Genomic DNA, 25634 nt, shown 5'->3' with positions numbered 1-25634 from the left:
GTCGATTGATCTAACCGACCCAACCTCCTGAACTTTCGAAGGGCCGTCCCGCCGGGGCGGCCCTTTTTGTTTTCAACTGCGCCCTGTAAGGTCCGATCCATGTTGCGCATCACCGACGATATCGCCCTGCAAGACTGGGAAATGACCGAAAGCTTCGTGCGGTCCTCTGGTCCGGGTGGGCAGAACGTCAACAAGGTCTCCACCGCCGTTGAGCTGCGGTTCGAGGCCGCGCGCTCACCTTCCTTGCCTGATCCGGTCAAGACACGTCTGAAACGGCTGGCCGGACGTCGCTGGACCAAGGACGGCGCGATCATCATTCAATGTGAAGAAACACGCTCTCAGGCCCGAAACCGCGACATCGCCCGCGCCCGGTTGGCTGAACTGATCACGCGGGCTTTGGTCAATCCCAAGCGCAGGATCGCGACCAAACCTACGTACGGTTCGGTCAAAAGGCGGTTGGCGGCAAAGAAAGCCCGCGCGGATGTCAAAGCCCTGCGAGGCAAAGTGTCCGAAGATTGATCTGGCAGTTTCGCTGCACGTTGCTACTCTGCCGGTGCAAGACGCAGGGGAGGTAAAGCCATGAGGCTTGAGGGAAAAACCGCCATCGTAACCGGCGGTGCATCCGGGTTCGGCGCTGGGATTGCGCAAAAGTTCCTGACCGAAGGCGCCCGCGTGATGATCGCAGATATCAATGGCGAAGCGGCTTCCGACATGGCGTCCGCGGAGGGCACGAATGCCATCGCACAGCACGTTGATGTCTCGGATGCGGCATCGGTTCAGGCCATGGCACATGCGGTATCGGAAGAATTCGGAAAACTTGATATTCTGGTGAATAATGCGGGCGTGACGCACCTGCCGGCTCCACTTGAGGACGTCGATGACGATGAATTCGACCGCGTCTTCGCCGTGAACATGAAATCCGTCTACCTGACCGCGCGCGCCTTTGTTCCGCAGATGAAGATACGCGGCGCGGGGACGATCCTGAACGTGGCCTCAACGGCAGGCCTGTCGCCGCGCCCTAATCTGAACTGGTACAACGCCTCCAAAGGCTGGATGATCACCGCGACCAAGACGATGGCCGTCGAACTTGCCCCCTCGGGCGTGCGCGTTAACGCGATCTGCCCGGTGGCGGGTGAAACCCCGCTGCTGAAATCCTTCATGGGTGAAGACACCCCGGAAATCCGCGCCAAATTCCTGTCGACGATCCCGCTTGGTCGCTTCTCAACTCCCGAAGACATGGCAAACGCCGCCTGTTTCCTCTGCTCGGACGAGGCCAGCATGATCACCGGCACAGCCCTAGAAGTGGACGGAGGCCGATGCATCTGATCCGCCCTTCATCTGGCCATAAATATCTCCGCCGGAGGCAGCGCGCGCCAGCGCGATTTCCGGCCCAGTGTGCGAGACGAAAATGAACCCCGGACCCAGAAACCTGATCACTGATGTCGCTGGCCTCATGGTTGGCAATGCGCACGATGATACGCTTAAATCAGGCACAACTGTCCTGACGGCGGACAACCCGTTCACAGCTTCGGTTCATGTGATGGGCGGCGCCCCCGGCACGCGTGAGACCGACCTTCTGGCGGTCGACAAAACTGTTGATCGGGTCGACGCGATTGCTTTGTCCGGCGGCTCGGCCTTTGGACTGGATGCGTGCTCGGGCGTTTCAGACGCATTGCGCGCTCAGGGGCGCGGATTTCAGGTCGGTTCGGCCGTCGTGCCCATCGTGCCGGGCGCGATTCTGTTCGATCTACTCAATGGTGGAGATAAGAACTGGACCGAAAATCCTTATCGCGATCTGGGGAAGTCTGCGTATTTGACCGCCTCACCAGAATTTGAACTGGGCTCGGTGGGGGCTGGTACCGGCGCATTGGCCGCGATGCACAAGGGTGGCTTAGGCTCGGCTTCGTTAAAGCTTGAGGGTGGCGTAACCGTCGGCGCGCTGGTTGCGGCCAATCCGCTTGGCAGCATAACCACACCGGGTGATCGGCATTTTTGGGCTGCGCCGTTTGAGATCGATGACGAGTTCGGTGGATTGGGGCCAGACCCGACCTCGGGCCTTGGTTTCTCTCTTGTCAGCCGTAAGGCGCAGATTATGCATTCTGCTCCGCCAGATCGCGCCAACACCACGATTGCTATAGTTGCAACTGATGCAGCGCTGACCAAACCGCAATGCCAGCGTCTGGCGGTAGCAGCCCATGACGGCATCGCCCGCGCCATCGTGCCTGCGCACACGCCTGGCGATGGGGATCTGGTATTCGGTCTCAGCACCGGCGCGCGCACGGTTGGCCCCGAGGCGATGGCGATGATCGGCCATGCGGCCTCGATCTGTCTTGCGCGCGCGATTGCACGGGCGATCTATCTGGCTTCCCCCCGCGCTGGCGACCTGCTGCCCTGCTGGTCGCAGTTACATGACTTCGGTTAAGTACGACACCGATCGCCTGTGACACAGTGCCGTCGCGCGGCAATCTGCGCGTTGACTCTCTGCTGTGCCAGCGATCCATTCGGTGCAGCCAATTCATATCGGAGCAAAAGCTATGAATCGTATCCTTGCCACCGCAATTGCCGGTCTGCTGGCCCTTCCTGTCTATGCAGAAGGTGATGCCGAAGCGGGTAAGAAGACCTTCAACAAATGCAAATCCTGTCACATGATTGCTGACCCTGCGGGTGAAGTTATCGTTAAGGGCGGTAAGACGGGTCCGAACCTGTACGGAATCGCAGGCCGCACCGCCGGCACTGAAGAAGGCTTCAGATACGGCGATAGCATCGTGGCCGCGGGCGAAAATGGTCTGGTCTGGGATGAAGAGACTTTCGTGGCCTACGCCCAAGACCCCAAAGCATTCTTGAAAGACTATTTGGGGGAAACCTCGGCCAAGTCGAAAATGACCTTCAAGCTGAAGAAGGGCGCCGAAGACGTTTACGCCTATATCGTGAGCGTTTCGGGAGAGTAACTCCGCCAACAGGTTTACAGACGAACTTCGAAATGCCGCAGCCCCTGCGGCCTTTCGTGCGATTGATTGACATTGTAATCAGCGCCACTTTGGGGAAAACCGGTAAGGCCATGTGCACCGGAGATCGCCAACAGGAGACGACAGATGGGAATCTTGATCCCGGCTTGGGTTGAGGGCGAACTGACACCCGTCGACAAGCTGGAGGCGCATGAAAAGGGGCTGCGACACAAGGCTGTGTCCGTGTTTGCCGTGCGCGGGACCGAGATATTGCTGCAACGCCGGGCGATGGGCAAATACCACACGCCGGGTCTATGGGCGAATACCTGTTGTACGCATCCGGATTGGGACGAAAGCGCTTCGCATTGTGCCGTCCGGCGCCTGCGCGAAGAATTGGGCATCACCGGGCTCTATCCCGAATACCGGCATCGATTAGAGTATCATGCCGATGTCGGCAACGGAATGGTCGAGAACGAGGTGGTCGATGTCTTTCTGGCCCATGTGCGTGGGGCCCTGAAAATCGAGCCTAACCCGGAAGAAGTGATGGATATCCGCTGGGTCGATTACCACGATCTGCTGGCCGAGGTGAAACGGCATCCCGACCGTTTTACCCCGTGGCTCAAGATTTATCTGCACAATCACGCTGACACGATATTTGGACCTGACCTGATAATCTCGGCCAATTCGTAACCCTGCCTTGCAAGGCGGACGCAAGCGGCATACATCAACGCGCCATGGCCAAGCAGAAGCAGAACACTGACCCGAATTACAAAGTGATCGCCGAAAACCGGCGTGCGCGCTTCGATTATGCGATCGAAGACGATCTCGAATGCGGTATTGTCCTGGAAGGGTCCGAGGTCAAATCCATGCGTGCCGGTGGGTCGAACATTGCTGAAAGCTATGCGTCGGTTGATGACGGAGAGCTATGGCTAATCAACAGCTATATCGCGCCCTATGAGCAGGCCAAGGTCTTCAAACATGAAGAACGCCGCCGCCGTAAACTGCTGGTGTCACGCAAGGAACTGTCGAACCTGTGGAACGCGACCCAACGCAAAGGCATGACGCTGGTGCCGCTGGTGCTTTATTTTAATCACAAGGGTCGGGCGAAGCTGAAGATCGGCATCGCCAAAGGTAAGAAGCTGCACGACAAGCGCGAAACGCAGGCCAAGCGCGACTGGTCACGGCAGAAACAGCGCTTGATGAAGGACCACAGTTAGAACGCCATGGCCGCCTGAACCGCGCGTTGCCAGCGTGCATAGGCCGCGTCTCGGTCAGCTACGGGTTTTGCAGGCTCAAACCGCCGGTCCAGATCCCAGGTTTCGGCGAATCCGGCCTGATCCGGGTAGACACCCGCTTTCATGCCCGCCAGCCATGCGGCACCAAGCGCGGTGGTTTCCTGCATCACCGGGCGGTCGACCGGGGCGCCCAGAATGTCGGAAAGCCCCTGCATGGCCCAGTCCGAGGCGCTCATTCCGCCGTCGACGCGCAGGATCACGTCAGTCTCTGCGCCCCAATCGCCCTGCATGGCGTGCCACAGGTCGCGGGTCTGGAACGCGATGCTTTCCAGCGTGGCGCGCGTGATTTCGGCGCGGCCTGAATTGCGAGTCAGGCCAAAGATTGCGCCCCGGCAATCGGGTTTCCAATAAGGCGCGCCCAGCCCAGTAAAGGCAGGGACGAGAACAACGTGCTGGTTCGGATCAGCTTTGGCGGCCAGTTCACCGCTTTGCGGTGCGGTTTCGATGATTTGCAACGCATCGCGCAGCCATTGCACCGCCGCACCGGCAATGAAAATCGAGCCTTCAAGCGCATAGGTTTTCTGCCCGTCCAACTGATAGGCAATTGTCGTTAGCAGCCGGTTTTTCGATTCAACTGGCTGCGTACCGGTGTTGAGTAGTGCGAAACAGCCCGTGCCATAGGTGGATTTCATCATGCCCGGCTGGAAACAGGCCTGTCCGATGGTGGCAGCTTGCTGATCCCCCGCCACGCCGAGAATTGGAATATTACCGCTAAACAGGGAGGTCGATCCGAAGTCAGCGGCGCAATCGCGCACGTCGGGCAACAAAGCTTGGGGGATGTCCAGCAAGTCGCAGATCTCGGTACTCCATTCCCCTTTGTGAATATCGAATAGCAATGTGCGGGCCGCATTGGTGGCGTCGGTGGCGTGCACGCGCCCTTCTGTCAGTCGCCAGATCAGGAAGGTATCGATTGTGCCGAACAGCAGCTCTCCGGCGGCAGCACGGTCGCGTGCGCCGGGGACGGTATCCAGCAACCATTTGACCTTGGTGCCTGAAAAATAAGGATCTAGCAGCAGACCGGTCTGGGCAGTTACGTCATCCTCGCATCCGGCTTTGCGAAGACGCTCGCAAATCTCAGCGGTGCGACGGTCCTGCCAGACGATTGCGTTGTGAATGGGGGCCCCAGTTGCGCGATCCCAGATGACAGTGGTTTCGCGTTGGTTGGTAATCCCGATACCAGCGATCTGTGCCGCGGATACACCTGTCGTTTGCATCACTTCACGGCAAACCGTCAGAACGCTGTCCCATATCTCCTCGGCATCATGCTCAACCCAGCCTTCCTGTGGGAAATGCTGTGTAAACTCGTGCTGCGCAGTGCCGACGCGCTGCATTTGCGCGTCGAACAGGATTGCACGAGACGATGTGGTGCCCTGATCGATTGCCAGAATATAGGTCATTCCTGCGCCCCTCCCGCTTTGGTTTTGCAGGACTTTAGCGCAAACACAACCAAACGTGCCAGAGGGGAAATCAGACCGGAGACACCGGTAGATTGTCGATCAGCCGCACGCCGTCGACCAAGGCTGCCGCAAACAGTCGTGCGGGTCGTTTGGCATGGGTCATAGGCTCCAGCGTTTCAGCGCAGCGTAGTTGCAGATACTCCACTTCGTTGAAGCCGGCGGCCAAAAGATCGGCCTGTGCCTGAGAAGCCAAAGCTTCGAATTCTTCGCCGTTTTCCAGCGCCTGAACAACTGCACGCATGATACGATGTTTTTCGGCTGCGATGGCCAGACCATCCTCGGATAGCCTTTGATTGCGCGAAGACATTGCGAGGCCCGAAGGTTCACGCACCGTGGGGCAACCAATCACCTCGATAGGGATATCGAGGTCGCGGGCCATCCGGCGGACGATCATAAGCTGCTGATAGTCTTTTTCCCCGAAATAGGCTCGATCCGCTTGCGTTTGCAGGAACAGCTTGGCGACAACTGTTGCCACACCATCGAAATGACCCAGGCGGAATTCTCCCTCCATCGCGTCGGTCAGACCCGAGACCGAGACTGTGGTGGCGAAGCCATCTGGGTAAATCTCATCCGGGTCGGGCGTGTAGATCGCATCGACGTTGTAAGGCGTGAGTTTTTTTGCGTCTTCTTGTTCGGTGCGCGGATAGTTGGCGAGGTCTTCGGGGTTGTTGAACTGCTTGGGGTTTACAAAGATCGTCACGATCACCCGGTCGCAAGCCGTCTTCGCGGCTTCGGCCAGCGACAGATGCCCCTGGTGCAGCGCACCCATGGTGGGGACAACTCCGATCACCTCACCATTCAGATGCCAATCACGGGTCAGAGCGCGCAAGTCTGCCAGTCGACGCAGAATAGGCGCGGTCATGACTTGGGTCCTTTGACGGGTACGGCATCGGCAAAGACATGTTCGTCTGCCGGGAAGCTTCGCGCACGAACCTCGGCTGCGTATTCAGCAATGGCGGCTTCGGCCAACGGGCCAAGATCAGCATAGCGTTTGACGAATTTCGGTTTGAAGGCGGTGAAAAAGCCAAGCATATCGTCCACCACCAGAATTTGCCCGTCACACCCGGCCGAGGCACCAATGCCGATTGTGGGGATCGCAATCTCAGCGGTAATCCGGTTGGCCAAACCCTGCGGAACTTTCTCTAACACGACCGAGAACGCGCCTGCTTCGGCGACGGCCTGGGCGTCGGCCAATACGGCATCGGCCTGTTCGTCGCGCCCTTGTACCTTATAGCCACCCAAAGTGTTTATCGACTGCGGTGTCAGGCCAATATGTGCCATCACCGGGATCCCGCGTTTGACCAGAAACCGGATGGTTTCAGCCATCTCGACGCCACCTTCCAGCTTAACCGCCCCAGCTCCTGTTTCCGACATCAGCCTGGCTGCGTTGCGGAATGCCTGAGCCGGATCATGCTCGTAGCTGGCGAAAGGCATGTCGATCACCATCATTGCCTTGTCCAGACCACGGGCAACGGCCTGACCGTGCATGATCATCATCTCCATCGTCACACCAAGAGTCGACGTCAACCCGTGCAACACCATGCCGACGCTGTCACCGACCAGAACGAAGTCACAATGCGCATCCATCAACTGCGCCATCGGTGTTGTGTAGGCGGTCAACGAGACCAGAGGATCAGTACCTTTCCGGGCGCGGATATCCTCGGCGTTCGGGGCTTTCTTGCGGGCGGTGGCGCTCATGCTCGCTCCTCGCAGGGTTCATGTTGCAGCGCGGCATAGCAGATGCGGCAGGCGCAAAGAAACCCCGGTTGCGCCAACAATTCCTTGATTGACCTCGGGTTTGCGAGGACATTGGTCGCAGATCGGCCCGAAAAAAGCAGGGCTAGCCAATTTCAGTGGGGAGAGATTTTCATGACAAAGCAGCGCTTTCGCTCGTTCGCGTCGGCCCTGGTCCTTGGCGCGGGCCTGTTTGCCACGCAGGCCATGGCCAAATCTGACATCACCATCGCCATGCAGCTTGAGCCACCGCATCTGGACCCGACCAGCGCTGCGGCGCAGGCTATCGATTCGGTTGTCTACACCAATATCTTCGAAGGCCTGACCCGGTTCATGGGCGATGGCTCGGTGGTGCCGGGGCTGGCCGAAAGCTGGGAAATCTCGGATGAAGGTACCGTTTACACATTCAAGCTGCGCGACGGTGTGACATTTCACGATGGCACAACGATGGATGCCGAGGACGTCAAGTTTACCCTTGATCGCGCCACGGCAGAAGACAGCGCCAACGCGCAGAAGGCTTTGTTTGCGGGTATTAAAAGTGTCGAGGTGGTGGACCCCCTGACCGTTCAGGTGACGTTGTATGAGCCGAACGGGAACTTCCTTTTCAATCTCGCCTGGGGTGACGCGGTGATCGTTGCGCCCGAAAGCATCGAGAATATCAAGACCAACCCGGTTGGCACGGGGGCCTTCACCTTCTCTGACTGGCTGCAGGGTGACAGCATCATCCTGAATCGCAACCCCGACTATTGGGGCGAACAGCCCGCGTTAGAGACCGCAACGTTTAAGTTCATCTCGGATCCGACCGCCGCCTTTGCCGCCATGATGGCCGAGGATGTGGACGTGTTCGACAACTTCCCCGCACCCGAGAATCTGCCGCAGTTCGAGGCTGATCCGCGCTTTCAGGTTCTTGTCGGCTCGACCGAGGGGGAAACCATTCTGTCGACCAACAACAAACAAGCCCCGTTTGATGACATATTGGTCCGACAGGCATTGGCCCACGCGATTGACAGGCAGGCCATCATTGATGGGGCTATGTTCGGCTATGGCACACCCATCGGTACGCATTTTGCTCCGCATAACCCAGCTTACGTCGATCTGACCGGCAATTCGGCCTATGACACGGAAAAAGCCAAGGCGCTGCTGGCCGAGGCCGGGTATCCCGATGGGTTCGAGACCACGCTGCACTTGCCGCCGCCTTCCTACGCCCGACGCGGGGGTGAAATCATCGCTGCGCAACTGGCCGATATTGGCATCACCGCCGAGATCATCAATGTGGAATGGGCGCAGTGGCTGGAAAGCGTGTTCAAGGGCAAGGAGTTTGGCCTGACCATCGTCAGCCATACCGAGCCGATGGATATCGGTATTTATTCCCGGCCCGACTATTACTTCCAATATGACAGCACCGACTTTCAGGCATTGATGGACACGCTGAATTCGACCACGGACCCTGATGAGCGCACACGTTTGCTGGGTGAGGCACAGCGCTTGATTTCGACCGATTACGTCAACGGGTACCTGTTTCAACTTGCCAAACTTGGCGTGGCCAAGGCCGGTGTTGAGGGGCTATGGGAAAACGCACCCACGGCAGCGATCGATCTGACCGGGATCAGTTGGTCCGAATAGAAGAACAGAGTTGGACCGGGGCGATGGCCAGCGCCCCGGCGCGAACTGTTGCACCATGAAACCCACAAGGATTCTGGTTTGGCGGGTTTCTTTTTGTCTATCTTCTCGTGCCTTAGGCGCTGGACCCACACGGGATGTGACCCTAACGTTTCCAAATGCTCCGCTACGCCCTCAAACGTCTGCTGTCGCTGATCCTGAGCCTGGCCGTCGCCTCGGTTGTCATCTTTGCAGTGATCGAGGTCGCGCCCGGCGATCCGGCGTCGTTCATGCTGGGCGTGAACGCGCAGGCCGATACATTGACTGCGCTGAGAGCTGAACTGGGCCTCGATGTCTCGAAGATCGAGCGGTACTTCAACTGGGTCGGCGGGATGCTGGTTGGGGATTTTGGTACGTCCTACACCTATCGCACACCCGTGTCGCAGATGATCGCAGATCGATTGTGGGTGTCATTGCCGCTGGCTTTGTACGCGCTGACCCTGTCCACGCTGATTGCTTTCCCCGCCGGTATCTACGCAGCCTCACGGCGCGGCAAACCGGGTGATCTGACCGTGATGGGTGCGACTCAGCTTGGTATCGCGGTGCCAAATTTCTGGTTCGCGATGATGCTGGTGTTGGTCTTTGCCATCAATTTGCGCTGGTTCAATGCCGGCGGTTTCGCGGGTTGGGAGAACGGCATTTGGACCGGTCTACATTCGTTGACCCTTCCAGCCATCGCCCTGGCCCTGCCGCAAGCGGCGATCCTTGCGCGGGTTATGCGCTCGGCTCTGTTGGATATTCTGGCCGAGGATTTTATGCGCACTGCACGCGCCAAGGGCCTTTCGCGTCGTCAGGCGCTTTGGCGACACGGAGTGCGGAATGCTCTGATCCCGGTACTAACGATCATTGGACTCCAATTTTCCTTCCTGCTGGCGGGTTCGATCATCATCGAACAGGTGTTTTATCTACCCGGCCTCGGGCGGCTGGTTTTTCAGGCCATATCGGCGCGCGATCTGATCGTCGTGGAATCGGTCGTTATGCTGCTGGTCTTTGCCGTCATCATGGTGAACTTTTTTGTCGATCTGGCCTATGCCGCAGTCGATCCAAGGCTGAGGAGCAGGACATGAGCCGCAACCTGATCCTTGGCGCGACGCTGTCCTCACTGGTGGTGCTGGCAGCGCTGGTGTCCTTTGTCTGGACCCCATACGACCACGCCGCGCTGAGCATTCCGGCCAAGCTGCAGCCACCCAGCGCACAGCACTGGTTCGGTACCGATCATTTCGGACGCGACATGTTCTCGATGATCATGGTTGGTGCGCGCACCTCGATTGCGGTGGCGCTGGTCGCGGTCGGGATTGGCATGGCGCTGGGCGTTCCCTTGGGTCTGGCTGCCGCTGCGCGCAGTGGATCGTGGCTAGATGAATTCATCATGCGCGGCAATGATCTGGTCTTTGCATTCCCCTCTCTCGTCATCGCCATTCTGATCACCGCCGTCTTTGGTGCCGGGGCCATAAACGCGATCATCGCCATCGGTATCTTCAACATCCCCGTTTTTGCCCGCATCACCCGAGGCGCAGCTTTGTCTCTTTGGGAGCGCGAGTTTATCCTTGCCGCCCGCGTGTCAGGCAAAGGCGCGGCACGGATATCGGCTGAACATATCCTGCCCAATGTCGCCAATCTGCTGATCGTTCAGGGAACAATCCAGTTCTCACTTGGCATTCTGGCCGAGGCCGGGCTGTCCTATGTCGGTCTTGGTGCGCAACCGCCTACGCCAAGCTGGGGCAGAATGCTGGCCGATGCGCAGACGATGGTTAGTTTTGCCCCGCATTTGGCTCTGAATCCGGGTCTTGCCATCATCGTGACGGTTTTGGGCCTGAACCTTCTGGGTGATGGCTTGCGCGATTGGCTGGACCCTCGGATACGGGTGGCCCGCGCATGAGTCTTTTGCAGATCAAGGACCTCTCGTTGGCTATCCATGGCACGCCGATTTTAAAGAAGATCAACCTGTCGATTGCCCCTGGGCAGATCGTGGCTGTGACCGGCGAAAGCGGTTCGGGCAAATCAATGACAGCCTTTGCCGTGATGCAGTTGCTGCCAAACGATGCCGAAGTAGATGGGGTGCTAGAGTTAGAGGGCCAGAACCTGCTGAACCGGTCTGAGGCCGAGATTTGTGCGTTGCGGGGCGCTGCGATCGGAATGGTTTTCCAAGAGCCGATGACTGCCCTGAACCCGGTGAAGACCATCGGCGATCAAGTTATGGAGACTATCCTGATCCACAAGGCCATGCCCCCGGCCAAAGCGCGCGCTCGGGCCGAAGAGGTTCTAGCCCGGGTTGGATTGCCAACCGACAGGTTTCCGTTGAAGCGTTATCCTCACGAACTGTCAGGCGGTCAGCGCCAGCGAGTGGTGATCGCCATGGCGATTGCACTGCGCCCCCGACTGTTGATCGCGGATGAGCCGACAACGGCGCTTGATGTGACCACGCAGGCGCAAATCCTTGATCTGCTTAAAGGGCTCGTGTCGGAGTACGGCATGGGTCTGCTGATGATCACGCATGATTTGGCGGTGGTTGCAGACTTGGCGGATCAGATTGTGGTCATGCGGCATGGGGAGGTTGTTGAAACGGGCGCAACAGATCATCTCCTGCGCCATATGCAGCACCCTTACACCCGTATGCTGTTCGAAGCTTCGGGGCATCAAGTCAACCTGCCGACCTCTCCTGCACCGCGAGCGTTGCTTGAGGTCGAGAACGTGGTGCGGGACTACCGTCTGCCCCGAACGCGCCTGTTCGCCACGCCCGGTCATCATCGGGCCGTCGATCAGGTCAGCTTTACCCTGAATCGGGGGGAGCGTTTAGGGCTGGTTGGAGAGTCCGGTTGTGGAAAATCGACCCTAACGCGAGCCATTTTAGGCTTGGAGGAGGTGCAGCAAGGCCGCATTTCCCTTGATGGCCAGCCTGTTTTCACCGGCCACAAACCCAATCTGGCAGTGCGACGCAAGATGCAGGTGGTGTTTCAGGACCCTTATGGCAGCTTCAATCCCCGCCACCGGGTCGCGCGCCTGATCACCGAGCCATTTCATTTGCTGGACACCCCGCCAACCGGTTCTGAACGGCAGGATCGCGTCGCTGAGATGCTTACCGCCGTTGGCCTAAGCCCCGATGATGCGGATCGCTACATTCACGAATTCTCGGGTGGGCAGCGGCAACGTATCGCTATAGCGCGCGCTCTGATTATTCGACCCGAGTTGATCCTGTTTGATGAGGCTGTCTCGGCGCTGGATGTCTCAGTCCGCGCCCAAGTTCTCGACCTGCTGGCCGAGCTTTGTGCGACTTACGATCTGACTTACCTGTTCATCAGCCATGACCTGAGCGTGGTTCGAACCATCACCGACCGTGTGTTGGTGATGCAGGCCGGCAAAGTTGTGGAACAGGGTGAAACCGAGCAAGTCTTCACAGAGCCTCAGCATCCTTACACAAGAACTCTGATCAATGCAGCACCGAAATTGCCGGAGACTGGACGAGGCGCTGCATGAAAACCCCTGTATAGAGCCTGCTATTGGAGCTTCCGATGACTAACCCCCTCTGGTTCGATCCCAACCTTTGCCTGATCGGCGGAGAATGGAAAATGCCCGCGTCAGGTCAAACCTTGCCGCTGGTGAATCCCTCGGACGGTTCCGAAATTTGCCAGATCGCTCGAGGTGGCCAAACCGATATCGACGCTGCAGTGCGGGCCGCCCGATCCGCGTGCGATGGCGATTGGGGTCGCATGACGGCCCTGGAGCGAGGGCGTATTCTCACCCGACTGGGGCAACTGGTTCTGGACCGAGTGGATGATCTGGCACAGCTAGAGGCGATGGATGTCGGCAAACCGCTGACCCAAGCGCGGGCAGATGCGGTAGCATTGGCGCGGTATTGCGAATTTTATGGTGGTGCTGCGGATAAAGTGATGGGCGAGACCATTCCCTATCTGGATGGCTATACCGTCTACACGTTGCGCGAGCCGCATGGTGTGACCGGCCACATCGTGCCGTGGAATTATCCGATGCAGATCATTGGCCGTTCTGTCGGGGCGGCGCTGGCAATGGGTAACGCCTGTGTTCTGAAACCGGCGGAAGAGGCCTGCCTGACCGCACTGGCCTTCGCGCATCTGGCGATACAGGCGGGCCTTCCGCTTGGTGCCTTGAATGTGGTGCCCGGCCTGGGGGCTGAGGCAGGCGCGGCCCTGTCGGCACACCCGGGTGTGGATCACATCTCATTCACCGGTTCGGTCGCGACTGGCGCGTTGGTTCAGCAGGCGGCGGGACGAAACGTTGTTCCGGTGACACTGGAACTGGGCGGCAAGTCGCCGCAACTGGTTTTCGATGACGCCGATCTGGATGCCGCGCTGCCGTATCTGGTGAATGCGGGTATACAGAATGCGGGCCAGACCTGCTCGGCCTCGTCGCGCATTCTGGTGCAGCGCGGTGTTTATGATGCGGTGAAATCCCGTATGGCCTTGGCATACCAAGAGCTTACCGTCGGTCCGGCGATCCGGGATTTGCGCGTCGGTCCGCTGATCTCAACACGGCAAAAAGAAATCGTGACCGGTTTCCTTCACCAAGGCTCGGACTTGGCGATTGCCGCCGAGGGCCAGATTGCGGCTGGCGCACCCGAATCCGGCGCATATGTCCGGCCCACATTGTTCTCGGATGTGCCGCCCGATCATGCCTTGGCGCGGGATGAGATCTTTGGCCCCGTACAGGTTCTGATCCCGTTTGACACCGAGGAACAGGCTCTAACCATAGCAAATAGCACCGAATATGGCCTTGTTGCCAGCGTCTGGACTCGAGATGGTGGGCGGCAGATGCGGCTGGCCAAGGGTTTGCGTTCGGGGCAGGTGTTCATTAACAACTACGGCGCGGGCGGAGGTGTCGAGCTGCCTTTTGGCGGCGTTGGAAAATCCGGCCATGGCCGCGAAAAAGGGTTCGAGGCGCTTTATGGGTTCTCGCAGCTCAAGACGGTTGCGGCCTACCACGGCTAAACGATCACTTCGATCGGCTCCTGCGCTCCAACGCCAAAGACGCGCTTGTACCGCTCAATCTGCTCGGCGGGTCCCATCGCCTTTTCCGGGTTGTCAGATAGTTTGACCGTCGGGTAGCCATTGGCCGAGACCGCCTTGCAGACTAGCGAAAAGGGAGCCAATGCGTCATTCGGTACAAGTTCGCGGAAGTCATTGGTCAGCAACGTACCCCAGCCGAACGAGACATTGGTTTGATCCGCGAACTGAGCGTGCAATTCGCGTATCTTGTCCACATCTAACCCGTCCGAGAAAATAACCCGCTTCTGCGTCGGGTCTTCGCCGCGTGATTTCCACCAGTCTATTGCGATTTTTGCGCCGGTTGCGGGGTCGCCGCTGTCAACGCGAATGCCGGTCCAGCCAGCCAGCCAGTCAGGCGCGCGGTCCAGAAACCCTTTGGTGCCATACGTGTCGGGCAGAATGATGCGCAGATTTCCATCATGTTCCTCGTGCCAGTCGCTTAGGACGTCATAGGGCGCCTGGGCAAGCGCGGCGTCGTCTTCGGCGAGCGCAGAATACACCATAGGTAGTTCATGTGCGTTGGTGCCAATAGCCTCAACTTCGCGTCGCATTGCGATCAGACAGTTGGACGTTCCGGTAAAGGACGATCCCAAACCTTCAATCATGGCCTGCACACACCAGTCCTGCCAAAGGAAGGAATGCCGCCGCCGCGTGCCGAAATCCGCGATCCCAAGCCCCTCAATAGTGCGAAGCTGGGCTATCTTTTCCCATAAGCGTGTCATTGCACGGGCATAGAGCACCTGTAGTTCGAACCGGCGCATATCGTTCAGAACCGCGCGTGAGCGTAATTCCATCAGTACGGCCAGCGCCGGGATCTCCCATAGCATGACCTCGTGCCACTTGCCCTCAAAGGTCAGCTCATACTGATCACCCTTACGCTCCAGATGGTAAGGGGGCAGGCGCAGGTTCTCGAACCATTCCATGAAATCCGGGCGGAACATCTGACGCTTGCCGTAGAATGTATTGCCCCGCAACCACGTGCTTTCCCCACGACTCAGACTTAGCGAGCGGATGTGATCCAACTGCTCGCGCAGCTCGCCTTCATCGATCAAACGGGCCAATGGTACGTGATTCGACCGGTTGATCAGCGAAAACACCACATCGGTTTGGGGCTTATTTCGAAACACTGACTGGCACATCAGCAGTTTGTAGAAATCTGTGTCGATCAATGACCGGATAATCGGGTCAATCTTCCATTTATGATTGTAGACCCGCGTCGCGATATCGACCATGGGGACCTCCTGCAATTTCCGTTGTTAGATCAATCGGAGCACGAAATGGCAAGAGTCGCGGAATTGGGAACAATGCCCACGACAGAACACATTACGGGCTTATTGTGGGTTTCCTTCACGCTTTAGTGAGGGGTGGGGATGGAACTGAAGGTTGAAGTTAGTGAATGAGTCTCGAGTACGATTTTGACATTGTTGCAATAGCTCCGGATGAGGTTGATCCTGAGCATGGGCAAACATCGATAACTGGGCGGCCCCCGGTGCGGGCGCGGTTCAGGGATATCAAGACGGCAGACGCTTTGCGCGCTGCATCGCCCAAGATTCGCAGAATATTTCTGGAATCAGGATTTAGCCTGGACGAGTCGGATGGGCATCTTGCCCGAGGTTATTTTCGGCCAGAAGACGCTGAAGATCGCCTCCTGATCCTAAAGCGGCTTTTTGCGAATATCCGGAATATGGGTGTCCAGGGAGAGTATAGTGGTGAGTTCGATTTCCATCACTTCTTGGGCCATATCAGGACCGCAAAGCCCGGGACCGTGAACCGGAGAATGCCCGAGCGACCATTGCAAGCGCCACGCCCAAGACCAGTGCGTCCAAAGCGTCGCACGGTTTCTGGGCGTATCGGTTTCGCGTTAGGTCTTGCCGTGATCCTGTTCGTGTTTCTGAAACTGCTGGCCGAGCATGGTGCCGCGCTTTGATCCTCAGGCCAGTGTCACACCCGCTGCGCGCATGGCCTGTTCTGCGACAGCCAAAGATCCGTCCATATCAATGGCGCGGCACAAGTTGCTTAAGACAGTGACATCAAACCCCAGCTGTGCCGCATCTACCGCCGAATAATGCACGCAGAAATCTGTTGCCAAACCGACCATGGTCAGCTGCGTGATCCCGCGCGTCTCAAGATAGCCTTTTAGACCAGTGGGCGTGGAATGGTCGTTTTCGAAAAACGCGCTATAGCTATCGATAGCGCTGCGAAATCCCTTGCGGATGATCAGATCGCCATCTGTTCGCAAATCCGGATGGAAGTTCGCGCCTGCGCTGCTCTGAACACAGTGATCGGGCCACAAGACCTGAGGGCCATAAGGCATGTCGATCATCTCGAACGGCGCTTTGCCAGTATGAGAACTGGCGAATGAAGAATGCCCCGCCGGGTGCCAATCCTGTGTCAGGATCACCGTATCGAACGTATCCATGATCGCATTGATCGGTGCGACGATCTCGTCCCCTCCGGCAACGGCAAGCGCGCCGCCGGGGCAGAAGTCATTTTGAACATCGATAACGAGCAGGGCGTGGGACATGCTGGCCTCCTAAAGTCGTGTTATCGGTATGGTGCGCAGCGGGTATCGTCAATGCGGTCTCTTGTGTGTTTTTGCCAAGGGCATTAGATCGCCCACATGTACACAATCGCTGCCCTCTATCATTTCACGCGTTTTACCGACCCCGATGCGCTGCGCCCGGCTTTGCACGAGCTTTGCCGCGCGCAGTCGGTGAAAGGCACCCTGCTGCTGGCGCAGGAAGGGATCAATGGCACCATCGCCGGTCCTCGTGCCGGGATTGACGCGGTTCTGGCGCATATCCGTGCGTTGCCAGGATGCACTGATCTTGAGTGGAAAGAGGCGACCTCGGACCATCCGCCCTTCGGCAAGATGAAGGTGCGGTTAAAGAAAGAGATCGTGACTATGGGGCAACCCGATGTCGATCCCCGCGCAAATGTCGGCAATTACGTCGAGCCTGAGGACTGGAACGCGCTGATCCGATCAGATGATGTGGTGGTGATCGACACCCGCAACGATTACGAGGTGGCGATTGGCACGTTTGAGGGTGCAATAGACCCAAACACGGCCAGTTTCCGCGATTTCCCGGCGTGGTGGGAACAGAACAAGGACCGTTTTCACAACAAACGCGTTGCCATGTTCTGCACCGGTGGCATCCGGTGCGAAAAATCCACCAATTATCTGCTGGGGCAAGGGGTCGAGGATGTCTATCACCTGAAGGGTGGCATCCTGAGGTATCTGGAAGAAACGCCACCCGAAGACAGCACTTGGCAGGGTGAGTGTTTTGTCTTCGACAACCGCGTCTCAGTTGGTCATGGTCTGGTCGAGGGGCCGCACAAGCTATGCCATGGTTGCCGTCGCCCGATCCTGCCCGAAGATGTGAAACGCCCTGAATACGAGCATGGCGTATCCTGCCATCGGTGTATCAATGAGACTTCAGAACAGGACAAGGCGCGGTTTCGCGAGCGGCAAAAGCAGATACAGCTGGCCCGCGCGCGGGGCGAGGAACATCTGGGTTCTGACTGAAATCAGCTTGCAGGCCACGTTTGAAATCGGATGATTGTGCGCAAACCCAACCGACGGAGCGCTCATGACCCACGAACCCAGAACCCTGGAAGAATGGAAATCAACTTTTCTGGCGGCGCTTGGACTGGTCTTGGCAAGCTTTCTTGCGTGGTACGGTCTGTCGCGCCTGAACGAAGCCACTGCAGGCGACACCATTGGCACGCTTTCCTCGGTAGGCCTTCTAATCTGGATCGCCTCGCAGTCCTGGTACTACATGACCCAGGTGAAATCCCCCCGGAGGTTGTTGTTCCTGATGGGGGTGTCCTTCATCCAGGTCGTGCCATTCCTGTTCGCAGCCGTCTACGGCGCGTTTGGATATAACGACCATTGTGTGATCGGCGCCGAAGGGCCAGCCGATATTCTGTATTTCTCATACGTCACCTTCACAACGGTCGGATATGGGGACATGTCCCCAACCGGCTTTTGCCGTGGGCTGGCTGTGGCCGAGGCTGTGACGGGTTACATCCTGTTGGGCATGTTTGTGGCCGCCGCCGTCGCGCTATACGCGCGCAACCACGGCAAATAGAGCGATCTATTTATTATGATCGATCCAGCGCGACATCATTTGTTTGTCGCGGAAACACTCGGACGGGATCGGGCGGCGCTTGCTGCGCGAGATACGTTCTGCAAAAGCAACCTGCTTACCTGTTGGGTAGTTTGCAAAGGGCGACGGATCATGCGGCTTATGGGCTGAAATCCAGTCCGACAGGGATTTGCGGTCACGCTGCGCCTCGACCGGAATCTCAAGCGCTGATTGTTGCGCGATGGCGCGGGCAAAGCGCATCTGCCGATCGGTAACTGGCAGCAGGTGATAGTCGTTTGTCGGGCCGCTCAGGGCGGAATTTCGCATGTTCTGGGCCATCGGGTAATCCTCTGACTATGTAGAACATAAATAGAACATTAACCTTTCGTTTCAAGGGAAGACCCTTTGGGTTAGGCGAGAACCTGCCAATTTGCAGCTTGATTGACTGATCAGTCAATAATCGATAATTCGATCCTCAACGCACGCGATCTCTTTGCCTAAAGAGATTTCTGAACACAGAGGGAACCGGCATGAAGTTTCAACCTAAGGCCAGCCATTTCATCAATGGCGAGTATGTCGAGGACACCAATGGCGCGCCCATCGACGTTATCTACCCCGCCACCGGAGAGGTCATCGCACGGCTACATTCCGCCACGCCTGAGATTGTTGAAAAGGCTCTGAATAGCGCAAAATCGGCCCAAGCGGCCTGGGCTGCCCTATCGGGCACCGAGCGAGGCCGTGTGCTGCGACGCGCGGCCGACATCATGCGGGATCGCAATCGTGACTTATCGATCATCGAAACCCATGATACCGGCAAACCTCTGCAGGAAACGCTGGTGGCCGACGCTACCAGCGGCGCGGATGCGCTGGAGTATTTTGGCGGTCTGGCGGCCTCGCTGACCGGCGAACATATCCCTCTGGCAGACGGGGATTTTGTCTATACCGTCCGCGAGGCGCTGGGCGTTTGTGTGGGCATTGGGGCATGGAACTACCCGACGCAGATCGCTTGCTGGAAGGGTGCCCCGGCGTTGGCGTGCGGAAACACAATGATCTTCAAGCCTTCCGAGACTACTCCGCTGTCGGCATTGCAAGTAGCCGAGATTTTGATCGAGGCAGGTGCACCCAAAGGCGTCTATAACGTTGTTCAGGGCTACGGTGATGTAGGCGCCAGCCTGGTGACCGACCCCCGAGTGGCCAAGGTCTCGCTAACAGGGTCGGTTCCAACGGGTCGCAAGGTGTACGCTGCTGCCGCCGATGGCATGAAACATGTCACCATGGAATTGGGTGGCAAGTCCCCGATGATCGTGTTCGACGACGCCGACATCGAAAATGCCGTGTCAGGCGCCATTCTGGGAAATTTCTATTCCTCGGGACAGGTCTGTTCCAACGGCACTCGAGTTTTTGTGCAAAAGGGAATCAAGGAAGCGTTCCTTAAGCGCCTGTCTGAACGCCTTGCTACGGCGAAAATCGGCGACCCGATGGATGAAGAGGTCAACTTTGGCCCGATGGTCAGCGAAAACCAGATGAATATCGCGCTTGGCTATGTCGAAAAGGGGAGGGCCGAAGGCGCGCGGCTGATCTATGGCGGCGAACGGGTCCAAGGCGATGGTTTCTACATGCAGCCCACGGTTTTTGCCGATGTTAAGGACGATATGACAATCGCGCGCGAAGAGATTTTCGGCCCCGTGATGTCGGTGCTGGACTTCGACACTGAAGAAGAGGTTTTGGCCCGTGCCAATGACACCGAATTCGGTCTGGCCGCCGGCGTCTTCACCAACGACCTAACCCGCGCCCACCGCATCGTGGCAGGTTTTGAGGCGGGGACTTGTTACATCAACACTTATAACCTGGCCCCGGTAGAGGCACCGTTCGGCGGATCTAAGATGTCGGGTGTCGGTCGCGAGAACTCGAAACTGGCAATCAACCACTTCAGCGAGATGAAGACAGTCTACGTCTCGATGAATGATGTGGAGGCCCCATACTGAATAAATCCGGTTAAATAGTCTCTGTTCTTGACAGTTCACGTCGGGGGCAGAGCACATGCCGGTTCGTACATATGGCTAAATTCCTCAAGACGACTCGTCCGCAAACCGGAGATCAGCCTGTGAAAACACACGCCCAAGCTTTTGTGATCGGAGCAGTTTGATCCTTCATCAACTGGCCAAGTTTGGTTGGATTGACGTAGCGATGCTGGAAAGGGCGAGCTAACTTGGGGCCAACCCCAGACCATGTCCCCGGCACAATACGCAATGCCAATTGTAGCGATTGTTTTGGCGGAGCATGTTCGCATCTGGGCTGAACACATCTCTGGGGCGGGTCTGCAGGATCCCGATGTGACAACCGTAATGCCCCGGATCACGGTTTTAGAAAGTCTGAGTCACTCGGCCCGGTTTACCAAGGGCAGATGTGGTGATCGTAATTTCAGATGGAGTTGTCCGAGAACCAGCACACTTGAACGCGTGCGGTGGTCCTGAATGATCATTGAGCCAGCTGAAGATCTTCGACACGTTCACTGAGTTTGACGCCACTGTCCTATGGGCATCTTGGATTGATGCATAGGAAGTCCAAATGAATTCAATACCTTTGTTAGAGGCTGATTTTGGCGTCTATCAGCCTACAGGTCAAAGCAGTTACGACTGTCTCTGCAAGAACAGACATCCAAGGTTCAGTTCGGGTCGATTGTGCGCACTGTCTCAAGCATTTCAATGATCTGCGCGCGTGCGATGGTGCTGTCCTGTATTAGCATTGCGGCGTCCGACAATTGCTTGTCCGGCTGTCGCGCAACCGGCTTGATCAGGGATGTTCGGATGCGGGACAAATCGGTGAAGGTGTTTGACCTCGCTTCATCCGCACCGCCGGAGCCCGCCAACCAGTTGTATCGATCGGCCATCTCGTGCTTCCCGCCTGCCTGCAATGCGCGCGCGGCGGCATCGAAATCCTGTGTTTGCATCATGGCCTGGGCGCGCAACTCTTGCGCGGTGTCCGAGGAATCGTCCGCGATTTCCAGCAGCGCCTGACGGGGACGGTTGCCCAACAGAGCCGCCTTTGCCCGAAGCCGAGCACGATCACGGCTGCGTTCCCGATCTTGCGGTCGGTTTGCCAGCGCGTAAGCCTGCGCTGAAAACCCAAGGTCAGCCAATCGCTCTGCCATGGAGACGGCAGTTTCGACCGCCAGCGCGTTGCGTCGCCTGTCCTTCAATTCCATCACATGGCGCAGGAAAGTAATGTCGTCCGCCCGCTCCGCCAGCAATTGGAACACCTGATCTCGTGTCCTCTGCCATTCGTCGGAATCTGAGACATCCTCAAAACCGGCAAGAGCTCCGGTAAAATCCTGGGACAAAGCCATCGCCAAAGCGTGAGCACGCGCCAACATCGGGCCAAGTTCGGACTTCCGAAGCTCGCGCGCATAACTTGCAGCTAAATCGAGGTCGCGGGGCGAGACCGTACCCCGGTCCGACCACCGCTTTTCGATCAACCGCGCAAGTGCCAACGGCGCATCGGTCGCGGCATCGGGCGCCGATATGACCTCGGTCAACAGCGTTTCCGCGGTATCGGTATCCCCTGCAGCATCCGCGATTTTGGCTTGGGCAAAGGTTACATCAGCGGGTTCGTCCTCTAAGATCCGTTCGACCGCACGCAAGATCCGGCGCGATGCTTCAAGCCGGCCTGCCGAGACAAACATCTCGGCGATATCCGGGCCGAGATGTTGCCTGAGATGCCACGGCAGCCGACCAAAACTGCGTTCGATCGCTTTCACATGCGCATCGGATTGAAGTTTACCCTCACTCAAAAGCGCCCAGAGTGCGGCGGCACCATCACATCTTTGCTGCCCTTCCAAAGGGTTCGGCGTCGGTGCAGGCAACCCGTCCATCACTGATGCGATGGCCGCTAATCTGCGCTGCTCAACCGAGGTCTCCGACAACAAAGACAGGGCTTGGTGCGCTTCTACACCGAACCCGAAATACGTATAGAGCTTCGCCAAATCCATTGCATAAGCCTGGTCGACACGATCGAATTCCTGAAATAGCCCGACCCGCAATTCGGCCACATCCTCGGAAAATGATCGAGCGCCCGACCATGTCTCAAAACCCAGTTCGCTGTTCGTGATACATTCCGGTTTGCTATCAATCTGAGGAACTGCCAGATTGCCCAGCCCCGAAACCTCATCGAGCACCGAAGACAGTCGCAGATTTGGCACCAGCTTTTCCGAAGATCGCAGCGGACCAAAACTGGACGATTCCCTGCGTCCGACACCTGCCAGTTCAAGATCAACAACCTCTCGATCAGCGCTTTGCAATATACGTGATGCCAACTGCTCCTCGAAATTTCGTTGATTTAATTGCAGCAAAGGCAAGGCCAGTTCGGTGGCTGGAATATCAGTAGGTAAGGGTTTTTGGGCCGTGATACTCGCAGTCCTGAGAAGTGCCTCTGGCTCTACCGGGTCACTTGCAGGTGTACCCTGGCCGGGTGCGATATCTATGACAACCATAGTTTGGCTATGCAGAAATGCCGTTGCCACGCAGTCGCACCCAAACGTCATCTCCAACGCTGCACCTGGCCCGGCCTGTTGAAGCGATTGCAGACGGTTCCCCGACAGGCGGTCGAAGACAGCTGCAGTGTTGAATGTCGCATTATCGATGCCAATGCTCAGCCGCGCGCCGTTCTCGACCGGATCCAACATCCAACCGGTGCCAGGGGGGACCTGTACCACCAGACGCGTGTATCCCTCATGCTCGCCCGATCGCACGGTCAAAGCCTGTGCTGACGCGCTTGTGCCCCATGCGAGCAAGACCAATGACAATGCGCGGATCATGCTGCAGCCTGCTTGAGTTCCTTAAGCGCGTCTTCAAGTTCCGAGAAACCGGGCCGGTTGTGGGTCGGTGTGTTCTGGCGGCCGACCTCTATACACATGGCCGCGTTGTGGTTGTGAAGATTAGCCACCAGAACCTCTTTGATGAGTTGGTAAAAGTGGTTGTCTTCTTCAACAACAGATTTCAGCTTGCCCGCGAAAGGACCCACCAATCCATAAGCCAGAAAAACCCCCAGAAACGTCCCAACCAACGCGCCGCCGATCAGCTTACCCAGAACTTCCGGTGGTTGGTCGATTGATCCCATCGTCTTGATCACACCCAGAACGGCGGCCACGATCCCCAAGGCGGGCAACCCGTCAGCAACGGTTTGCAGCGCGTGGCTTGAATGCATGGCATGGTGGAAGTTCGCCTCCATCCGCTTCTCCAGCACCTCCTCAACCTGGTGCGGGTCGTCATAGTTCATCGCCGCCGAGCGCATGGTGTCACAGATCAGGTCCACCGCTTCTTTGTCGGCTTGAATCTTGGGATATGCGGAAAATAGCGATGAGCTTCCTGGCTCTTCAATGTGCTGCTCTACCTCGACCGGGTTCGCGCGTGCGATCCGGATCAGAGAGAATAACAAGCACAACAGATCGCGATAATCCACGGGCTTCCATTTGGGTCCTTTAAAAACTTTCGCGATATCCTTGGCGGTGTGTTTTACGCCGCCGATATCATTGCTGATCAGAAATGCGCCGACTGCGGCCCCTCCGATCATCATCATCTCGAAGGGCAGTGATTTCATAATGATGGCCATCTTGCCGCCTGCGGCAAGGTAGCCGCCGAATACCATGACGAAGATGACGGCAATTCCGATGAGCCCGATCATGAAAGGTCTCCAGCGTTGAGGGTGCAGATAGATATGGCCATGAGGGTCATTCCTGTGGGGCACGTGCATTGCGTCCGGCCATGATCACACTGATGGTGTAAGCAGCCTCGGGGCTGAGACCGGCCATAACTTCAGCGGCAGCTTCCGGTGGCATGCGAGACAGGAAGCCAGCGGCGAATACCGCGTCCATCGTTTCGAACAACGCGGCGGCATCTTTGGGCTTCATGCGCTGATACACGTCAGTCAGTTGTGTCAGATCGTTTTCGGCGGCCTTTTCGGCAATCGCCACCGTTTCACGCAGAGCGTTCTCGGCGTCCTCCAGCATGGTGAGCCGGGTTTCGATGGCCTGATCGGCAATGTCGAGCGCCCGTTCCCGGTCCAAAATCGTGCTTTCACGCTGGTTTAGAGTCTTTTCACGGCGTAATAGTTCCGTAAGCAGCAATTGTAGATCTGCCGCATTCGCCTCTTTGCGTTCACCACCGACGGGCGAGGCCATGATTGGTTCCGCGCCGCGGGCAAGTGCAGGCCCGGCCTCAAGCCCGATGCGAATAATCGCCGAGCCGACCATCAGCAAGGAAATGACGGTCAGAACACCGCCGCGCGCTCGGCGATCAGGCGCTTTTGCCCGGTTGCGACTCATTTCGCTGCTCCGCCAGATGGAGCGGCGTGCCGAAAAAACATCAGGCCTTCTGGTTTCTTTGCGGGCGGCTCTGGTGGCGTGTCCGATGGCTCAGTCGAGACCTCAGTTGGTTCACCAGACGGATCGGATGCAGTTTCTTGTGCTTCGCCGGGCTGCTCAGACCTGTCCTCAGCAGGTGCGTCATCTGGCTGATCCATGGGAACGTCCTGCTCAGAGGGCTCTTCCTGAACGACATCGTGCATCGAGGCCATCATAAGCTCCAACCGTTGTGCGACGGTTTCTGCCCGTTCGGTCAGCGTCTGCAACGCGGTGCCGGAATCATCCGAAGCCTGACGCGCGCTATCCAGCGATTTTCGCAACTCTTCTGCTTGCGAGGACAGCACAGAAACGGCGCCACCCACACCCTTCTCAAGATCGGTAAACCGCTTCAGGCGTCGCGACAGAACGAAACAATACAGACCAGCCCCAAGAGCGCCCGCAACCAGCAGAATATCGGCAATCAACTCCACCATCGCCTCCTAATTCAGTACAAATTCCATGACCAGAACGTCACGCACGCGGCCTTCGCCCACGACGATCCCAATGCGTCGTAGCAGGTGTCCGCGGATCCTCATCAAAGCCAGAGAATCTTCCAGATCGGTTAACTCAAGGGCGCGCAAATAGCTGTTCAGAACGTCCATGATTCGCGGCTGCATCTTTTCAACCTCGGCGGCGTAGCCCGCGTTCACTTCAAGCTGCGCGTGAAATTTCAAATGTCGCGAATCATCTGACTTGACCGAGATGATCACCGGCGGAAGATCGACAAATTTCACATCGGGAAGTGCCTTTACGGAAGCGTCTTCGCCTTTCTTTTTGGCCTCTTTCACCATCTCGGACCCACCTATGGGAAGCAGGCCGGATGCAGTTATGAAATAGCCACCAACACCGCCCGCGATAGCCAGAATCAGTCCAAGCAGAAGGCCTTTTTTCCCTGATTTTTTAGGGGTTTCCGCCTCATCTGCAGTTGCGTCGGTCATGCCGTCCTCATGAATCTGTTCGGCAACCGTCATAACCCCTCAGGGACTAACCGATTGTTAAGGGCAATCGTCCAAACAAGGGCAGAGCCGCACAGAATGTCGG

Annotated in this window: 26 protein-coding genes; 15 read left to right on the top strand and 11 right to left on the bottom strand. The window is 57.6% G+C overall.

Annotation, left to right across the window (positions count from 1 at the left end; genetic code table 11):
• The first annotated feature begins 99 nt into the window (after nucleotides 1-99).
• The 6 genes from arfB (at nucleotide 100) to smpB (ending at nucleotide 4162) form a co-directional block, all read left to right on the top strand.
• The gene (gene arfB / locus ACR0A1_RS17605) at nucleotides 100-519 is read left to right on the top strand and encodes an alternative ribosome rescue aminoacyl-tRNA hydrolase ArfB (RefSeq protein ID WP_170394928.1); all 420 of its coding nucleotides are present in this window, start codon (nucleotides 100-102) and stop codon (nucleotides 517-519) included.
• A 60-nt stretch (nucleotides 520-579) separates the two neighbouring features.
• Nucleotides 580-1326 carry an SDR family oxidoreductase gene (locus ACR0A1_RS17600; RefSeq protein WP_480760999.1) on the top strand — a complete coding sequence of 249 codons (747 nt, stop codon included), beginning with the start codon at nucleotides 580-582 and terminating at the stop codon, nucleotides 1324-1326.
• An 82-nt stretch (nucleotides 1327-1408) separates the two neighbouring features.
• Nucleotides 1409-2422, top strand: coding sequence for a P1 family peptidase (locus ACR0A1_RS17595; protein ID WP_480868583.1), 1014 nt, complete (start codon nucleotides 1409-1411; stop codon nucleotides 2420-2422).
• A 112-nt stretch (nucleotides 2423-2534) separates the two neighbouring features.
• Nucleotides 2535-2948 (top strand): c-type cytochrome, encoded by a 414-nt coding sequence (locus tag ACR0A1_RS17590; protein WP_170394920.1) that lies wholly within the window; start codon nucleotides 2535-2537, stop codon nucleotides 2946-2948.
• 144 nt (nucleotides 2949-3092) lie between these two features.
• Nucleotides 3093-3635 (top strand): isopentenyl-diphosphate Delta-isomerase, encoded by a 543-nt coding sequence (gene idi, locus ACR0A1_RS17585; protein ID WP_170394917.1) that lies wholly within the window; start codon nucleotides 3093-3095, stop codon nucleotides 3633-3635.
• Nucleotides 3636-3679: 44 nt separating this feature from the next.
• The gene (gene smpB, locus ACR0A1_RS17580) at nucleotides 3680-4162 is read left to right on the top strand and encodes an SsrA-binding protein SmpB (protein ID WP_170426049.1); all 483 of its coding nucleotides are present in this window, start codon (nucleotides 3680-3682) and stop codon (nucleotides 4160-4162) included.
• On the opposite strand, the gene glpK is transcribed toward smpB, so the two are convergent.
• From glpK to panB, 3 genes are all read right to left on the bottom strand, one after another.
• Nucleotides 4159-5637 (bottom strand): glycerol kinase GlpK, encoded by a 1479-nt coding sequence (glpK, locus tag ACR0A1_RS17575; protein WP_170626739.1) that lies wholly within the window; start codon nucleotides 5635-5637, stop codon nucleotides 4159-4161. The two genes, smpB and glpK, sit on opposite strands and share 4 nt — an antisense overlap.
• A gap of 70 nt (nucleotides 5638-5707) precedes the next feature.
• Nucleotides 5708-6559, bottom strand: a complete 852-nt coding sequence (gene panC, locus ACR0A1_RS17570; RefSeq protein WP_480868580.1) for a pantoate--beta-alanine ligase — start codon at nucleotides 6557-6559, stop codon at nucleotides 5708-5710.
• Complete coding sequence (gene panB / locus ACR0A1_RS17565) at nucleotides 6556-7395, bottom strand: 3-methyl-2-oxobutanoate hydroxymethyltransferase (RefSeq protein ID WP_170426055.1); 840 nt, start codon at nucleotides 7393-7395, stop codon at nucleotides 6556-6558. The genes panC and panB overlap by 4 nt, the downstream gene beginning before the upstream one ends.
• Nucleotides 7396-7566: 171 nt before the next feature.
• Here panB and ACR0A1_RS17560 point away from each other — a divergent pair, with 171 nt between their 5' ends.
• From ACR0A1_RS17560 to ACR0A1_RS17540, 5 genes are all read left to right on the top strand, one after another.
• Entirely contained in the window at nucleotides 7567-9054 is a 1488-nt protein-coding gene (locus tag ACR0A1_RS17560; RefSeq protein ID WP_480868578.1) for an ABC transporter substrate-binding protein, read from the top strand.
• Between the two features lie 155 nt (nucleotides 9055-9209).
• Nucleotides 9210-10157 carry an ABC transporter permease gene (locus tag ACR0A1_RS17555; protein ID WP_170426057.1) on the top strand — a complete coding sequence of 316 codons (948 nt, stop codon included), beginning with the start codon at nucleotides 9210-9212 and terminating at the stop codon, nucleotides 10155-10157.
• Nucleotides 10154-10969 (top strand): ABC transporter permease, encoded by an 816-nt coding sequence (locus ACR0A1_RS17550; RefSeq protein ID WP_170664302.1) that lies wholly within the window; start codon nucleotides 10154-10156, stop codon nucleotides 10967-10969. Before ACR0A1_RS17555 ends, ACR0A1_RS17550 begins: the two co-directional genes overlap by 4 nt.
• Nucleotides 10966-12564, top strand: coding sequence for an ABC transporter ATP-binding protein (locus tag ACR0A1_RS17545; RefSeq protein ID WP_480868575.1), 1599 nt, complete (start codon nucleotides 10966-10968; stop codon nucleotides 12562-12564). Before ACR0A1_RS17550 ends, ACR0A1_RS17545 begins: the two co-directional genes overlap by 4 nt.
• Before the next feature lie 35 nt (nucleotides 12565-12599).
• Entirely contained in the window at nucleotides 12600-14051 is a 1452-nt protein-coding gene (locus ACR0A1_RS17540) for an aldehyde dehydrogenase family protein (RefSeq protein WP_480868573.1), read from the top strand.
• Here the strand turns inward: ACR0A1_RS17540 and pncB are convergent.
• Nucleotides 14048-15340, bottom strand: coding sequence for a nicotinate phosphoribosyltransferase (pncB, locus tag ACR0A1_RS17535; RefSeq protein WP_480868572.1), 1293 nt, complete (start codon nucleotides 15338-15340; stop codon nucleotides 14048-14050). The genes ACR0A1_RS17540 and pncB overlap by 4 nt on opposite strands.
• A 164-nt stretch (nucleotides 15341-15504) precedes the next feature.
• On the opposite strand from pncB, the gene ACR0A1_RS17530 reads away from it, so the two are divergent.
• Complete coding sequence (locus tag ACR0A1_RS17530) at nucleotides 15505-16035, top strand: hypothetical protein (RefSeq protein ID WP_480868570.1); 531 nt, start codon at nucleotides 15505-15507, stop codon at nucleotides 16033-16035.
• A 3-nt stretch (nucleotides 16036-16038) separates the two neighbouring features.
• Here ACR0A1_RS17530 and pncA read toward each other — a convergent pair whose 3' ends face one another.
• The gene (gene pncA, locus ACR0A1_RS17525) at nucleotides 16039-16632 is read right to left on the bottom strand and encodes a bifunctional nicotinamidase/pyrazinamidase (protein WP_170408552.1); all 594 of its coding nucleotides are present in this window, start codon (nucleotides 16630-16632) and stop codon (nucleotides 16039-16041) included.
• A gap of 96 nt (nucleotides 16633-16728) precedes the next feature.
• Here pncA and trhO point away from each other — a divergent pair, with 96 nt between their 5' ends.
• A complete protein-coding gene (gene trhO, locus ACR0A1_RS17520; RefSeq protein ID WP_480868568.1) occupies nucleotides 16729-17634 on the top strand; it encodes an oxygen-dependent tRNA uridine(34) hydroxylase TrhO in 906 nt (301 codons plus the stop codon).
• A 64-nt stretch (nucleotides 17635-17698) separates the two neighbouring features.
• Complete coding sequence (locus ACR0A1_RS17515; protein ID WP_170636577.1) at nucleotides 17699-18199, top strand: potassium channel family protein; 501 nt, start codon at nucleotides 17699-17701, stop codon at nucleotides 18197-18199.
• Between the two features lie 6 nt (nucleotides 18200-18205).
• On the opposite strand, the gene ACR0A1_RS17510 is transcribed toward ACR0A1_RS17515, so the two are convergent.
• Complete coding sequence (locus ACR0A1_RS17510) at nucleotides 18206-18535, bottom strand: hypothetical protein (RefSeq protein WP_170394874.1); 330 nt, start codon at nucleotides 18533-18535, stop codon at nucleotides 18206-18208.
• A gap of 191 nt (nucleotides 18536-18726) precedes the next feature.
• On the opposite strand from ACR0A1_RS17510, the gene betB reads away from it, so the two are divergent.
• Nucleotides 18727-20181, top strand: a complete 1455-nt coding sequence (betB, locus tag ACR0A1_RS17505; protein WP_170466663.1) for a betaine-aldehyde dehydrogenase — start codon at nucleotides 18727-18729, stop codon at nucleotides 20179-20181.
• Between the two features lie 680 nt (nucleotides 20182-20861).
• Here the strand turns inward: betB and ACR0A1_RS17500 are convergent.
• Genes ACR0A1_RS17500 through ACR0A1_RS17480 form a run of 5 tightly spaced genes read right to left on the bottom strand, consistent with a single transcriptional unit; the run spans nucleotide 20862 to nucleotide 25531 of the window.
• Nucleotides 20862-23009, bottom strand: a complete 2148-nt coding sequence (locus tag ACR0A1_RS17500) for a hypothetical protein (RefSeq protein WP_480868566.1) — start codon at nucleotides 23007-23009, stop codon at nucleotides 20862-20864.
• Nucleotides 23006-23875, bottom strand: a complete 870-nt coding sequence (gene motA, locus ACR0A1_RS17495; protein WP_480868564.1) for a flagellar motor stator protein MotA — start codon at nucleotides 23873-23875, stop codon at nucleotides 23006-23008. Before motA ends, ACR0A1_RS17500 begins: the two co-directional genes overlap by 4 nt.
• Nucleotides 23876-23921: 46 nt before the next feature.
• Complete coding sequence (locus tag ACR0A1_RS17490; RefSeq protein ID WP_480868562.1) at nucleotides 23922-24515, bottom strand: MotE family protein; 594 nt, start codon at nucleotides 24513-24515, stop codon at nucleotides 23922-23924.
• Nucleotides 24512-25024 (bottom strand): hypothetical protein, encoded by a 513-nt coding sequence (locus ACR0A1_RS17485; protein WP_480868560.1) that lies wholly within the window; start codon nucleotides 25022-25024, stop codon nucleotides 24512-24514. The genes ACR0A1_RS17490 and ACR0A1_RS17485 overlap by 4 nt, the downstream gene beginning before the upstream one ends.
• A 9-nt stretch (nucleotides 25025-25033) precedes the next feature.
• Nucleotides 25034-25531 carry a flagellar basal body-associated FliL family protein gene (locus ACR0A1_RS17480; RefSeq protein ID WP_480868558.1) on the bottom strand — a complete coding sequence of 166 codons (498 nt, stop codon included), beginning with the start codon at nucleotides 25529-25531 and terminating at the stop codon, nucleotides 25034-25036.
• Nucleotides 25532-25634: the final 103 nt, after the last annotated feature.

The organism is Ruegeria sp. D6, assembly GCF_056534365.1.
This window is presented reverse-complemented; position numbering and strand designations above follow the sequence as displayed.